The sequence below is a fragment of the Corynebacterium sp. CTNIH16 genome, from assembly GCF_032821655.1.
Taxonomy (GTDB): domain Bacteria; phylum Actinomycetota; class Actinomycetes; order Mycobacteriales; family Mycobacteriaceae; genus Corynebacterium; species Corynebacterium marquesiae.
Window position 1 is genome coordinate 273,854 of sequence record NZ_JAVBIG010000001.1, and the last position, 13,853, is coordinate 287,706.

Consider the following 13,853-nt stretch of genomic DNA (forward strand, 5'->3'; position numbering starts at 1 on the left):
GCGTGGGCGAAGATTTCTTTAACCTTGGGTGCATGACCCGACTTGCTTTGATCGCCACCGGCGGCACGATCGCGTGCACCACCGTGGCCGATGGTTCCTTGGTTCCCACCGTCTCCGGCGCGGAGCTCGCCGCTGAAATCGACGCCGAGGTAGTGGAGTTTCGCCAGCTCGACTCGTCATCTATTACTTTGGCGGACCTCGATGAGCTCATTGCGGTGGTCAACGAGCACACCGCGCGCGAGGATATCGGTGGCGTGATCATCACCCATGGCACCGACTCCATGGAGGAAACCGCGCTAGCGTTGGAGATTTTCTGTGGAGGGGCAAAACCCATCGTGCTTACGGGCGCGCAGCGCGCCTACGATCACCCCGCGGCCGACGGCCCGACCAATCTGCGCGCTGCCCGCGAGAGTGCGGCCAGCGGGCGCCCGGGGGTTTTCCTCTGCTTCGGCGGTGAGACCATCCCGGCGCGCGGTGCGCGCAAGCGGCACACCAGTGACCTGCGCGGGTTTGAGTCACTGCCCGTTCCTGGCACCACCCCGCGCTTGAATCCTGCCCCGCTGGCGTCGCAGCGTATCGAGATCATCCCCACCTATCCGGGAGCGGGGCGCCTGCTGGTCGACGCCGCCGTAAACTCCCCCACTTCCGGTCTCATTGTGGAGGCCATGGGCTCGGGAAATATGGGCGAGGACATGGGCCGCGCGCTTGCCGACGCCCTCCATGCCAGCCTCCCTGTCATCATTTCTACCCGCACACCCTATGGCCCGACGGCGCTGGCTTACGGTGGAGACGGTGGTGGCGCAAGCCTAGGGAAACGTGGCGCCATCAACGCCGGCTGGTTCCGACCGAGCCAAGCGCGAATCCTGCTCGCGGCGGCGCTAGCAACCGGCACCGATCCGGCGGAGCTGTTTGCCCAGGAGGGTTAGTCCTCGCTGGTCAGCCAGTCCTTCCAATCCAGCGAGTCGAGCGGGTCTGCTGGCACGAGCGCGGGATCGTCGGCCGCGAAGGATTTGGTGCGGCCGGGACCCGTGGTGCGGGTTTCAAAGCGCACGCTCACCACCCCGTGGCCGGCGCCTTGAATCCAACCGTGGCCGTAATCGGGGTGGAAAACATCCTGCGTGGCGTGCCACTGGCTATCGGTTTCTTCTTCCACCGTCACCGTAGGCGCCGGAATGGCCGGTGTTGCGTCGTCGCTCACCCCAGTCTCATAGTCCGTATCCGCCGGTGCAGGACGCACGATCTCGCGGTCGAGCTCCGGAAAAAGCACGTCTTGGCGAGCGGCCTCTAGCCCGGAATAGCTCACCCCTACCAGGCGGATGGGCCCCAACTCATCGGGGTAGCGGGCAAGCTTGAAGGCGGCAGCGGTAAGCACGGCGGCGTCGTCAGTCGCGTAGGGCAAGGTGGTCGAGCGCGATTCGATATGAAAATCCGCCATGCGCAGCTTCACCGTTACGGTGCGCGCGCCGCGCCCGTCCTTAAGCAAACGACGGTGAGCGCCCTCCGCCGCGCGAGTGATGGCTGCATCGACCTCGGGAGTGGTCTGCAAGTCTTTCGGGTAGGTGTGCTCGGTAGAAATCTGCTTAGAAATAGCACGCGGCGCCACCTCACGGTCATCAATGCCGCGGGCCAGCTGCCACAGCTGCAGCCCCACCACACTGCCGATGGAAATCTCTACTTCCTTGCGCGTCATCGCCGCTAGCTGCCCAATGGTTTCTACGCCGATGGACTTGAGCTTCGCCCCGGTCACCGGGCCGACTCCCCACAGCTTGTTCACCGCAAGGGGGTGCAGCATATCTAGCTGGCGCTCCGCTGGGATAACAAAGGTGCCATCAGGCTTCGCTTCGCCCGATCCAATCTTGGCGAATTGTTTGCCCGATCCCGCCCCAATGGAGCACGGCAGACCCGTCTCTTCCCGAATGAGCCCGCGCAGCTCATCAGCCCAGCGCTTGACCTCCTCCGCGCTCGCCCCTTCTAGGGCGGCGGGTTCCATAAAGGCCTCATCGATGGAAAGCTGCTCGATGACCTCCACGTGTTGCGCGATGATGCCAAATACGCGCCGCGACGCCGCCGCATACACTGCCCGGCGCGGCTGCACTACCACCGCGCGAAGTCCAACAAGCTGCTGCGCGCGATACATCGGCATGGCCGAATGCGCGCCGTACTCGCGCGCCTCATAGGAGGCGCCGGCCACCACGCCGCGCCCACTGGTGCCTCCCACCAAAACGGGACGCCCCTGCAGCGTAGGCCGGGTCAGCTGTTCGACAGATGCATAAAAAGCGTCCATGTCGATATGTAAAACCCAGCGTTGCATGCGGCCCAGTCTAATAGGCGTACCTCCACATGCACTCCTGGATGTTTGCATGCCGTTAATTAAAGCTTTAATTTCCTTCCATCTCATCGCCACCCGCCCGCAAAGTCATCTATTTAGGTTTTCAAAGACACTTTCTCCAGAAAGTAACCCTCAGCCTATGAAGCCCCCAATAGTTGCACACAGAGCCCACAACTCGCCTCACTCCTTACTGCCCGAGCCGAACATATCGACCCCACAGCCCTGAGGAAACAATCGCCACTGCACGTATTCCCCTCGTCTTGGCAGCACAACCGAAAGGCCGCACATGCCCGCTAGCATCTTCGTCTTTTCAGATCTCCACTTAGGTCTCCCTGGCGCTCCTGGGCTGGACTGGGCCCTGCAGGCACTCGAGGTTGCCGCCAATAGAGGGGCCACGGCGTGCGTGTGCTTGGGCGATATCATTGACCGCAACGCTAACTCGGCCGAGTTTGTGCCTCAGGTCCACACCGTTATGGCCCATGCTGTCACTCTGTTCAGCGAAGTCCACTTCATTTCCGGCAACCACGACACCCACCACAACCTGGACTTCCCGCCCGAGGTCACAGTCCACGGCACGCAGGTGCATACCTTTCACATAGGAAACACCACGGTTCTAACCGCAGCGGTGGCCACCGATCCGGACCCGCGCCGCCTCCAGCTTCCTCCCCGCCGCAGCAACGGGCCCATCCTCGGCCTCCTACATTCTTCCGTCACCGGTGAGTTTTCTAAAGGCACCTGCCTGCCGGTTTCCGTGGCTGAGCTACAGGCCTGCGAGGCCGATGCCTGGATCCTTGGGCACGTCCACACCCCGCACACGCTTGCCGACGCCCCCTTCATCGGCTGGGTCGGCATGGGCCACGGCTTACTCTTCGACCCTGATACGTGCCACGTCACACGTTTGCATTACTAGATTCGTTCCCCACAAATCCCACTCATATCTTTGCTTGCATGCAAGCTTGCATGCAAGATGGATGCATGTCCAATGAACGAATGCAGCCCGCCGCGGAGCGCGCCTATGACTTCGTCAAAGAGAAGATCATTGACGGTTCCTTCGAGCCCTCGCAGATGCTTTCCGAGGCCTCCCTGGCTACCGAAATGGGAATTAGCCGCACCCCAATGCACGAGGCGTTCCTGCGCCTAGAGGTCGAAGGCTTTCTACAGCTCTACCCCAGGCGGGGTGCGCTCATCGTGCCGATCAGCCCGCAGGAAATTCGCGAGGTCTATGAAGCACGCTTGCTCGTAGATAGGCACTGCGCTGAGAAAATCTGCGCCATGCCTGACGCCGAGCGCGCGGACATCGCTGATCAGCTAGACGCGACCATCACAGAACAAGACACTGCGTTGGATGGCGCAGACCTGTATGCCTATACGCATCTTGATGCGCGTTTCCACCAGATCATCATGGATGGCGGTGCCAATCGCCTGCTGGCTGGGCTGGGACACCAGCTGCGCGAACGCCAGCAGCGTTTTACCGCTACAGCCATTGGCCGCAACGTAGCCCGCGCCCGCACCTTCGTGGATCAGCACCGCACGCTTGCCGATGCCCTCCGCGCCGGCGACCTCGACGCCTACCGTTCCGCATTGGACACCCACCTAAGCAACTCGAGGAATCAACTATGACCGAAAAGTTTGCCAAACACTCATGGTTTCCCGTCGCTGGCAGCATGGTCGCTGTCGCGTGGGGCGGCAATGAGTTCACCCCTCTCCTAGTTATGTACCGCGAGGAGTCGCACTTCTCGCAGGTCACCGTCAATGGCCTCTTGGCTGCCTATGTGCTCGGCATCGTGCCAGCGTTGCTGATTTCTGGCCCGCTTTCGGACTACATTGGCCGCCGCCCCACGATGCTGCCTGCCGCGCCGCTGTCACTGTTGGGTTCTTTCCTTTTGTCCATCGCGCCGAACGAGCCGCTCGTCATCGCCGTGGGCCGCATCATGTGCGGCTTGGCTTTGGGCATCGTCATGGCTGTCGGCTCCACATGGGTGGCAGAACTCATCACCCGCGCTGGCGGCGATCCAGCTGCCGGGCCGCGCCACGCCTCCATGTGTCTGACCTTAGGATTCCTCATCGGCGCCGGCCTCGCATCGGTACTGGCCCAATGGGGTCCGTGGCCCACCCACTTGGCGTATATCCTGCACATCCTCCTCACCGTCGCCACCGCCATCTGGCTGATGAAGACCCCGGAAACCCGTCCGCCGCGGGGCGCTACGGTAAAAGACACCTTCCTTGACTTAAGCATCCGCGACATGCTGCGTATGCTGCACATTCCCTCCGCAGCACACCGCCGCTTCGTGCGCATTGTCCTGCCGGTCGCACCGTGGGTCTTCGGCTGCGCTGGCGCCGCCTATGCCCTCCTGCCCCAGCTTTTGTCCAAGTCCGCTGGCGATGCCCCCATCGCTTTCTCGGGCCTGATGACCGTTATCACCTTGGGCTGCGGCGTCGGCATCCAGATGCTCGGCAAGGTCATCGATACCAGCCGCTCCGCCCGCGCTTCCGCAGTTGCCATGGGCGTTATCACTGTGGGCACCATCCTCGGCGCGGTTGCCTCCCATACTCGCTCCCTGCCGCTCGGAATCGCCGGCGCAGCGGTCATGGGCGCAGGCTACGGCCTCGCCCTGGTCGCCGGTCTCTCCGAGGTCCAACGCATCGCCCGTGCCGAAGAACTCGCCGGCCTCACCGCCGTCTACTACTCGGTGTCTTATACCGGCTTCTTTATCCCCATGGCTTTCAGCGCACTTGCGCCGCTGCTCGGCTTTACCACCCTATTCCTCATTGGCGCCGTGCTCGCACTGTGCTGCCTCATTAACGTGGTCCTCGGCTGGCGCGCCCACCTGCCTGGCCCGGTCCGTTAAGTCCTATCACTCATAAAAAATTGCCCAGCCGCACTGGCTGGGCAATCATTTTTTAGGTGGCAACGTACGCGCTACTGCTTGACGACGGTAGCGCTAACCCCCTTCACCACCTCGTGTATATCCGCACCATCGAGCGCCTCGGTGGTCACCTGGAAATCGGTGGCGAGCACTTCACCGGCGATGTGGTCGGCGTGACGCTCCGCCCAGGCCTTCTTCTCCTCGGGGACAGAGAGTACGGCCGCGATGCGATCCGAGACCTCGAACCCAGAAGCCTTGCGGGCATCTTGGAGGCCGCGGATAACGTCCGCCGCCCAGCCTTCGGCCTCGAGCTCTTCGGTCACCTCGGTATCAAGTACTACCAGGCCGTCAAGACCTTCGATACGCGCGGTCGACTTCGGATTCGCTGCCTGCAGGCGCTCGGTGTACTCATCCGGGCCAAGCACGATATCGCCGTCCACTACAACCTCATCGCCGCGACGTTCGTAGTTGCCCGCCTTGAGGTTCTTGATGGCGCGCTGCACGTCCTTGCCCAAGCGCGGGCCGGCGACCTTCGCGTTACAGACAACCTGGAAGGTGCCTACCGAATCGACGTCGTCAGTAAGCTCAACTTCCTTGACATTGACCTCATCGCGAATGATATCGGCAAAGTCTGCCAGGCGCTGCGCCCCGTCGAGGGCCACCGTCAGCTTCGGCAGCGGCAAGCGGTTGCGCAGCTTATTGGACTTGCGCACCGAGGACGCTGCCGAGGCCACCGCGCGGGTCGCATCCATCGCAGAGACGAGATCTGCATCAGACGGGTAATCCGCAGCCTGCGGGTAGTCTGCCAGGTGCACCGAACGCTCACCAGTAAGCCCGCGGTAGATAACCTCCGCCACGTGCGGTAGCAGCGGTGCCACCACGCGAGTCACAGTCTCCAGCACGGTGTACAAGGTATTAAACGCCTCAGGATGGGCGTCCTCGCCCTCCCAGAAACGATCGCGCGAGCGACGGACGTACCAGTTGGTCAGGACGTCGGCAAACAGGCGCACCTCTTCGGTTGCCGTGGCGATATCGGTATCGGCAAGCGCCGCGTTGACATTGGCCACGACATCGTGGGTCTTAGCCAAGATATAGCGGTCCAAAACGTGCGCGGAGCTGGTGTCGAACTTTGCTTCCTTCTCTGCGTAGAGCTGCAGGAAGGTATAGGCATTCCAGATAGGCAGGATAGCCTGGCGCACGCCCTCGCGAATGCCCTGCTCGGTCACGATGAGGTTGCCTCCGCGCAGGATAGGCGAAGACATCAGGAACCAACGCATGGCATCCGAACCATCGCGATCAAAGACCTCGTTGACGTTCGGATAGTTGCCCTTGGACTTAGACATCTTAAGGCCATCGTTGCCCAGCACGATGCCGTGGGCCACGACCTTCTTATACGCCGGGCGATCAAAAAGCGCGGTGGACAGCGCGTGCATCACATAGAACCAACCACGCGTCTGTCCGGAGTACTCCACAATGAAGTCGGACGGCGAGTGGGTTTCAAACCATTCCTTGTTCTCGAATGGGTAGTGCTTTTGCGCAAACGGCATCGAGCCGGACTCAAACCAGCAATCCAGCACGTCTGGCACGCGGCGCATCATCGACTTACCGGTCGGATCATCCGGGTTCGGGCGCACCAACTCGTCGATGTGTGGACGGTGCAGCGACTCCGGCCGGACACCGAAATCGCGCTCCAGCTCGTCCAAGGAGCCGTAGACATCCATGCGCGGATAGTTGTCATCATCGGACATCCACACTGGGATAGGTGCACCCCAGTAGCGGGTACGGGAGATATTCCAGTCGCGCGCTCCCTCGAGCCACTTGCCAAACTGGCCATCCCGGATATGCTCCGGTAGCCACTCAATCTCCTTGTGGTTAAGCTCCACCATGCGATCGCGGAACTCGGTCACCTTCACGAACCAAGCCGGCAGCGCCATGTAGATAAGCGGCTCACCCGAGCGCCACGAGTGCGGATAGGAGTGCTCGATGGTGACGTGGCGCACCACTCGCCCAGCAGCTTTCAGGTCCTTAATGATGTCCTTATTCGCATCAAAGACCAGCTGGCCTTCATACGGCGGAACCTGCGAGGTGAACTTGCCGTCCTCATCAACTGGGATAACCAGCTCGATGTCGTACTGGTTGGTGGTATTCATATCGTCTTCACCAAACGCAGGAGCCTGGTGTACCACACCGGTGCCGTCCTCCGTGGTGACGTAATCAGCGATCAAAACCTGGTAGGCGTTGCGCAGATCCGGGAAGAAGCCGAAGATCGGCTCATAAGTAAAGCCCTCGAGTTGCGCGCCGGTAAAGGTCTCCAGGACCTCGGCCGCCCCTAGTTCCTTCTCCAGGGTGGCCAGCAGGTTTTCCGCCATGATGAAGGTACGGCCAGCGAAATCACCCTCGGTAGCCTTAAAGAGCACGTAGGTAACCTCTGGATGAACCGCCAAGGCCTCGTTCGAAGGCAAGGTCCAAGGGGTGGTGGTCCAGGCGAGGAAGGAGGCGTCGGCAAGCGCAGGGTGCTCCGCCAACGTCTTTTCTGCCGCGCTTCCCTCGCGCGCGCCCTCCACTGGGAAGGTAACCGTCAGGGTCGGATCCTGGCGCATCTTATAGGAATCGTCCAGGCGGGTCTCCTGATTGGACAAAGAAGTGTGCTCCGCCCAAGAGTACGGCAGGACGCGGAAGCCCTTGTAGATCAAGCCCTTGTCATAAAGCTCCTTGAACGCCCACATGACCGATTCCATGTAGTTGATATCCATGGTCTTGTAGCCGTTTTCAAAGTCCACCCAGCGGGCCTGGCGGTTGACGTACTCTTCCCACTCATCGGTGTACTCCAGCACGGACTTGGCGCAGTATTCATTGAACTTTTCCAAGCCCATGTCCTCGATCTGCGCCTTTTCAGTGATACCCAGCTGCTTTTCCGCTTCCAGCTCGGCGGGCAGACCGTGGGTATCCCAGCCGAAGACACGAGGCACGTAATTACCAGCCATGGTGCGATAGCGCGGGACGATATCCTTCACATAACCGGTCAACAGGTGCCCATAGTGCGGCAAGCCATTTGCGAATGGAGGGCCATCATAAAAGATGTACTCTGGGCAGTCCTTGGTCTTTTCTAGCGAAGCCTGGAAGGTATCATCCTGCTTCCAGTACTTCTGGACTTCCTCTTCCATATCTGGGAAGCGGCTGGAGCCGCCAGTCATGTCGACCTTGGGGTAAACCTTTTTCGCCATAATTATCCTTCACTCTTAACACGGTGCAGGGACGCGCCATCAAGGCTCGCGGTACCACCCTGCTTGAGCCCGAAGGCTCCGCTTCGTTTCGGTGAAGGAGTTGACGGTCCCACCCGTTCAGTTCTACTGGGCCACACTGGCTGTTCTTCTGAATTGCTCCCCGGTGATGGCCGGATCACTGCGTGTAGGCCACAGTATAGCGCCCTAGATTCTTCGTGCACAAGAAGTTATCCACAGGCTAAAAATTTTCCCTTGTGGGGGCTTGCGCGGGGAAATAAATTGTGAATCGTGAACGCGCTAGATACTTACCTCGCAGCCATGGCACCCGGGATGGACATCGTCCTCGGGTGCGCAGGCATGTCTGAGGACGACCTCTGCGCGCGAGGCGCCGCTGAAAAGACGGCCCGCGAGTTGGCATTGCTAAAAGAGGCGTACTGCGGCACGACCAAGTTCGCTAGGAAGCGTCGTCGTGCTATCGAAGGTGCTCAGCACAATGGGCATTCCATCGTTGCTTTATCCATCATTGAAAAGTATGCGCGCAAGATGCCCACGCTTTTCGACGCCTGGGTCCTCCGCGAACAGCTATGCACCACCAAGGCCACAGCAGGGGCGCTAGAAAAGCTGGCCCAGTCCAAGGTCCCGAAGAAAAAGCGCAAGGTGAAGCCTGGTGTACGCATCATCAGACGCAAGGATGCGCCGTGGACGCTAGCGATCGATGGCTCGTCTTCGTTTATTGCGGACCTCCACGCGGCGGTGGAGAACCAGGATAAAAAGCCGCTGGATGTGGTGGAAGATACCTTCTTCGGCAACAATACGGGGCAACGAAGCACCGTGGTAACCAATGTCATCGTGCAGCTGGAGGACTACGTGCGCATCGTCAACGGTGATGGTGAAGAAATCACCTTGCAGATGACCAACGGAGCAACGCTTACGGGTGCGCAATATGTGCGCCGCGCACTAAAGGAGCATGGGCTCATTACCCTGCTGAGCCCCTATGAAGGCGCGGTGAACCTGTACCGCACGGAGCGCTTCGCCAATGCAAAGCAGCGGTTGATGGCGGGCGCGGAAAACCCGGTATGCCCATGGCCGCGCTGCGCTAAGCCTGCCGACGAATGCCAAATTCACCATCTGGAGCCGTGGTTGCACGGTGGATTGACCAATATCGCGAACTTATCCACAGCTTGCGCGTACCACAATGGTGCCAACGATGACGATCCCAATGCCCCTCCGCTGCGCGGGCGACTTGCCCGTACCAACGGACAGATTCGGTGGCAACCGCCCGATTGCTAGAACCCGACTGCGAAATAAGGCGCTTCGTGCGCCTTATTGGCATGCCTGCAACCAAAAGCTTGCGGTCTCGCGGCGTTAGTCCTCGCGGAAGGCTGCGCGCAGAGCCTCTTGTTCGGGGGATTCAGTTGCTTGGGATTTGTCAGCGCGATGCTTATGCGCCCAGTCCAGGATGAAGCACACGAGTCCGAGCCCAGCAGCGGCGAAAACGATATACAACGACCAGTCGGCTCCCGAGATAACGAAGTTGACCAAGGCCACGAATGCCACGAGGGCGAGAACTAAAGCGGCAACGAGCACAGTGGTTCCTTTCGGTAGGAGCGGGCTAAAGCACGACGGTCTAAAACAACAATAGCGCCCCCGCCGCGGTGGCGGAGGCGCTACGAAGAACGAGGTGGCTTAGTTGTTGCCAGCCTCGCCGTTCGGTGCGGCGGTGCCGCGGGTAGCCAACTCTTCAAGCTGAGACTCGAGCAGGGTCTTCAGGCGGGTGCGGTACTCACGCTCGAAGGTGCGCAGCTCGGAGATGCGAGCCTCCAGTGCGGTCTGCTGCTGCTTGACGGTGTTCATAACCTCGGTGTGCTTGCGCTCGGCATCGGCCTGCAGCGAAGCGGCCTTCTCCTCTGCCTGGCGGATTTGTGCCTCAGCGCGGGAGGAAGCATCAGACTCGGTCTGCTTTGCCTTAGCCTCAGCGTCAGATACCAGCTTCTTGGAGCGGGAATCTGCATCCTGCAGCTGAGCGTCGTACTTTTTCTGGGCGTCGGCAAGCTGTGCCTTGGAGCGGGAATCTGCATCGGTCAGCTGCTTCTCAGCGGCAGTGCGCGCCTCGGACAGCATGGACTCGGACTCCGCACGAGCCTCGGAGGTCAGGCGGTCTGCCATCTCCTGTGCCAGACCCAGAACGCGGGCAGCCTGCATGTGGGTTTCTGGAGTAGCCAGGCCATCGGCGGTCTGAGCAGCACCAGCACCTGCGATACCCGCAGCCGCTGCACCAGCCTTGGAGGAACCAGCTGCGGAAGCGGACTTCTTCAGCTCGTCGTTTTCCTTCTTGGAAGCCTCGAGGTCCTTCTTTGCCTGGGCTGCCTCCGCGCGAGCTGCCTCGGCGTCTTTCTTGGCCTGAGCCGCCTCATCGCGGGCTGCCTTCAGGTCGGCGGAAGAGGAAGCAGCAGCGGAGCCAGACGCCTGTGCCTTGGAAGCCTCAGCCTGAGCTGCCTTAACCTGCTCCTGTGCCTTCTTGGTCTCTTCCTTAGCACGGGAAACCTCGGACTTAGAGTCCGCCAGCTTGGTTTCGTACTCCGCGCGCAGCTTGGCCTCAATTTCCTTGCGCAGCGCAGCCTCATCGGCGCGGGTGGAAGCTGCAGTTGCGGTACCAGCAGCACCGGCACCAGCACCCGCCTTAGCCTGGGAGTTCAAATCGCTGACCTGAGCCTGCAGGTCTTCGTTCTCATCCTGCAGCTGGGCAAGGGCGTCCTCTACGAGGTCGAGGAACTGATCCACCTCGTCTTCGTTGTAGCCGCGCTTGCCAATTGGCGGCTTGCTGAACGCGACGTTGTGAACATCAGCTGGTGACAGTGGCATGTCTTCTCTTCCCCTTCAGGTTGGTACAACCCCGGAGCTTCCAGGGCCTTAGGAGTGCGGTTCAGGTCTAACTAAACCTTCCCCACAAAGGTACATGTGGTTCATAATACGGGTTATCGCGATTTATCGTAACCAAACGCCCACAATAATCGACGCCCCGCCGAGTCTCAACGTTTACCACAGGTTTCGAGGCGACGGGGGTGCTAAGTCAGAAAAATTATCCGCAAGATCATTGTGAGTATCGAGAGCAAGACGAACAGTACAAGCACCGATACATCAAGCGCTACGCCACCCATTTGCAGGGGCGGGATCAGGCGCCGCAACGCCTTGACCGGCGGGTCCGTAATCACAAACAAAGGCTCCGCTATAACCATGAACCAGCGTGGAGGGTTGAACTGCCGCGAGAAGGACTGGATCATCTCAATAATGATGCGGGCGATGAGCACCCACGTGTAGATCCGCACGAGCAGGATAAGAATAATTCCGAGTTGTGTCACAATGACCGAGCCTATCGAATAAACCCCCGCGGGTGCCCAATCGGCACCCCGCGGGGGTTAAATGAACCGTGCCGCTTTAGCGCAGGCCTGCGGCACGCTCGAGTTCGTGCTTTGCAATGTCTGCAGACTTAGGCACGATGGAAAAGACCTTGCGCTCAGTGTCCATACCCTTGGTGAGGTTGAGCATACGACCCTCCAGGCCGAAACAGAGGCCGGCAGCGAAGTCGATGAAACGCTTGGCAGTGGCCTTTTCGGCGTCAGTCAGCTCGAAGACCACAGCATCACCGTCGCGGAAAGGCTCGCCTACCTTGGCGGCATCATTGAAAGACGTCAGCGAAATAGCCACGATAGTCGGAACGAATTCCTCCTGTACTGGGGCCGGCTCATAGGACTGCGGGGCGCGGCGAGGTGCGTAGGCCGAGGAGCTATTTTCGGAGTAACGCGGCTCCTCGTTGTAGTAGGCATCGTCCTCTTCGATGTCCACCGGGCCCAGCCCGAAGAAATCCTTCGTCTTATCAATGAATGACATTTTTGGGTCTCCCTCTGACCTAAATTTGTACAAGTCTAAACGCGTAAAATGTGTCTGGTGTGACTCATGTGATTTACGCTGTGAAATGCGCTTTTGCGATGTTTTTAACCTACTGGCCGCGGTCCCATGATACTGGTTCCGACACGCACGATATCGCTGCCCGCAGCAATTGCCTCGGCCATGTCCGCACTCATGCCAGCAGACATTTTCAGCGCTCGATTGAGCTCCGACGATAAGCGATCTACCTCTCCACGCACGTTCCGGAATACCTCACCTGCGTCGGCGTCGAGAGGCGGAACAACCATGAGTCCGGCAAGTTCCAGGTGCTGCGCTTCTTCTACGGCACGGACGAGCTCATCGAGGGCGTCCGGAGATACACCACCTCGAGCACCATCACCATCGGCGGAGACTTGGATAAATACCGGCAAGTTGCTTTCGCGCTCGCCTCGTTCCTTGGCTAAGGAAACTCCCCGCTCCAGTGCGTGGGCGAGCTTGAGAGAATCAAGCGAATGCACGCTGGTCGCCCATCGAGCTACATGGTTGGCTTTCTTGGTCTGGATCTGGCCAATCATGTGAAAATGCAACTGGGGCAACTCAGCGGCCTTTGCCCGAGCTTCTTGCTCTCGGTTTTCGGCGACGTCGGTAACCCCAAGATCCGCCAGCAGGGCAATATCCGCAGCAGGGTGGAACTTCGTCACCGGCAACAGCTGGGGCGGTTTTCGACCTGACTGCGCTGCTAGCCGTTCAATCTCGGCACGAGTGGCCGATAGGTTTTGTTCTAGCTGTACCTTTCGGTCTGACATTACTTAGCCTCCAACCAAATTAGTCCGGCCTGGCGGCCGGTGGTTCCTTCGCGTCGATAGGAAAAGAATTCTTCGTCTTCAATGGTGCAACGGGGGTCGGATTCAATGGCGGTGATACCTAGCCCCATAAGCTGGCGAATCAGCCCTGCGCGCACATCAATGCCCCACGTGCCCTTCGACGTCCGTGTCTTGGAGCCGGGCAAGCGACGCTCGACGTCAGTGGCCATTTCCTCGGGCACTTCATAGTTCTTTCCCGAAGCAGCCGGCCCCATAACCACCTGAATGCGCTCGGGCTGTGCGCCAAGCTTCTGCATTTCGCGCACGGTATTGACCACAATGCCGTTGCGGGCGCCAAGGCGGCCGGCGTGGGCGGCGGCGATGACACCAGCGGCGACGTCGACAAGCAGCACCGGCGTGCAATCAGCGACGAGGACGCCCAGCCCGAGGCGTCGCTGGGTGGTGACAATTGCGTCTGTGGCTGGCACGGGCTCGTCCCGTGGACCATCGACGACGGTGACGGTATTGGTGTGTAACTGTTCCATCCACACGATGTCGTCCAGACCGGTCACGCGCTTCAAGCGCTCGCGGTTAGCGGCAACCGCGGCGGGGTCATCGCCGACGTGGTGCCCCAAGTTAAAGGAGTCGTATGGGATAGCAGACGCCCCGCCAGCACGGCTAGTAAAAACCATGCGGACGGGGCGTGTGGTGCGATGTTCCTCGTTTACTGGCATGCACACCAGCG

General features: G+C 60.2%; 13 protein-coding genes. 5 read left to right on the forward strand and 8 right to left on the reverse strand.

Going from position 1 to position 13,853, the window contains the following annotated elements:
* Positions 1–32 precede the first annotated feature (32 nt).
* Positions 33–926: an asparaginase gene (locus RAE04_RS01340; protein ID WP_317026160.1), complete on the forward strand. Its 894-nt coding sequence runs from the start codon at positions 33–35 to the stop codon at positions 924–926.
* Here the strand turns inward: RAE04_RS01340 and RAE04_RS01345 are convergent.
* The gene (locus RAE04_RS01345; RefSeq protein ID WP_317026161.1) at positions 923–2,311 is read right to left on the reverse strand and encodes a DNA polymerase IV; all 1,389 of its coding nucleotides are present in this window, start codon (positions 2,309–2,311) and stop codon (positions 923–925) included. The two genes, RAE04_RS01340 and RAE04_RS01345, sit on opposite strands and share 4 nt — an antisense overlap.
* Before the next feature lie 304 nt (positions 2,312–2,615).
* Between RAE04_RS01345 and RAE04_RS01350 the strand changes: the two genes are divergently transcribed.
* The 3 genes from RAE04_RS01350 to RAE04_RS01360 all read left to right on the forward strand — a co-directional run bounded on the left by RAE04_RS01350 (position 2,616) and on the right by RAE04_RS01360 (position 5,178).
* Entirely contained in the window at positions 2,616–3,239 is a 624-nt protein-coding gene (locus RAE04_RS01350) for a metallophosphoesterase (RefSeq protein WP_317026162.1), read from the forward strand.
* A gap of 65 nt (positions 3,240–3,304) precedes the next feature.
* Positions 3,305–3,949, forward strand: a complete 645-nt coding sequence (locus RAE04_RS01355) for a GntR family transcriptional regulator (protein ID WP_317026163.1) — start codon at positions 3,305–3,307, stop codon at positions 3,947–3,949.
* On the forward strand, positions 3,946–5,178 hold the full coding sequence (locus tag RAE04_RS01360) for an MFS transporter (RefSeq protein ID WP_317026164.1): 1,233 nt from the start codon (positions 3,946–3,948) through the stop codon (positions 5,176–5,178). The genes RAE04_RS01355 and RAE04_RS01360 overlap by 4 nt, the downstream gene beginning before the upstream one ends.
* A gap of 71 nt (positions 5,179–5,249) precedes the next feature.
* On the opposite strand, the gene ileS is transcribed toward RAE04_RS01360, so the two are convergent.
* The gene (gene ileS, locus RAE04_RS01365; RefSeq protein WP_317026165.1) at positions 5,250–8,420 is read right to left on the reverse strand and encodes an isoleucine--tRNA ligase; all 3,171 of its coding nucleotides are present in this window, start codon (positions 8,418–8,420) and stop codon (positions 5,250–5,252) included.
* 288 nt (positions 8,421–8,708) lie between these two features.
* On the opposite strand from ileS, the gene RAE04_RS01370 reads away from it, so the two are divergent.
* Positions 8,709–9,710 (forward strand): HNH endonuclease signature motif containing protein, encoded by a 1,002-nt coding sequence (locus RAE04_RS01370; RefSeq protein ID WP_317026166.1) that lies wholly within the window; start codon positions 8,709–8,711, stop codon positions 9,708–9,710.
* Between the two features lie 75 nt (positions 9,711–9,785).
* Here RAE04_RS01370 and RAE04_RS01375 read toward each other — a convergent pair whose 3' ends face one another.
* The 6 genes from RAE04_RS01375 to pgeF form a co-directional block, all read right to left on the reverse strand.
* The gene (locus tag RAE04_RS01375) at positions 9,786–10,007 is read right to left on the reverse strand and encodes a zinc-binding dehydrogenase (protein WP_317026167.1); all 222 of its coding nucleotides are present in this window, start codon (positions 10,005–10,007) and stop codon (positions 9,786–9,788) included.
* Between the two features lie 99 nt (positions 10,008–10,106).
* Positions 10,107–11,282: a DivIVA domain-containing protein gene (locus RAE04_RS01380; RefSeq protein ID WP_317026168.1), complete on the reverse strand. Its 1,176-nt coding sequence runs from the start codon at positions 11,280–11,282 to the stop codon at positions 10,107–10,109.
* Between the two features lie 203 nt (positions 11,283–11,485).
* Entirely contained in the window at positions 11,486–11,779 is a 294-nt protein-coding gene (locus RAE04_RS01385) for a YggT family protein (protein ID WP_317026169.1), read from the reverse strand.
* Between the two features lie 76 nt (positions 11,780–11,855).
* Entirely contained in the window at positions 11,856–12,308 is a 453-nt protein-coding gene (locus RAE04_RS01390; protein WP_005324522.1) for a cell division protein SepF, read from the reverse strand.
* Between the two features lie 104 nt (positions 12,309–12,412).
* Positions 12,413–13,111, reverse strand: a complete 699-nt coding sequence (locus RAE04_RS01395; protein WP_317026170.1) for a YggS family pyridoxal phosphate-dependent enzyme — start codon at positions 13,109–13,111, stop codon at positions 12,413–12,415.
* Positions 13,111–13,842: a peptidoglycan editing factor PgeF gene (gene pgeF, locus RAE04_RS01400; RefSeq protein ID WP_198491692.1), complete on the reverse strand. Its 732-nt coding sequence runs from the start codon at positions 13,840–13,842 to the stop codon at positions 13,111–13,113. Before pgeF ends, RAE04_RS01395 begins: the two co-directional genes overlap by 1 nt.
* Between the last annotated feature and the right edge of the window lie 11 nt (positions 13,843–13,853).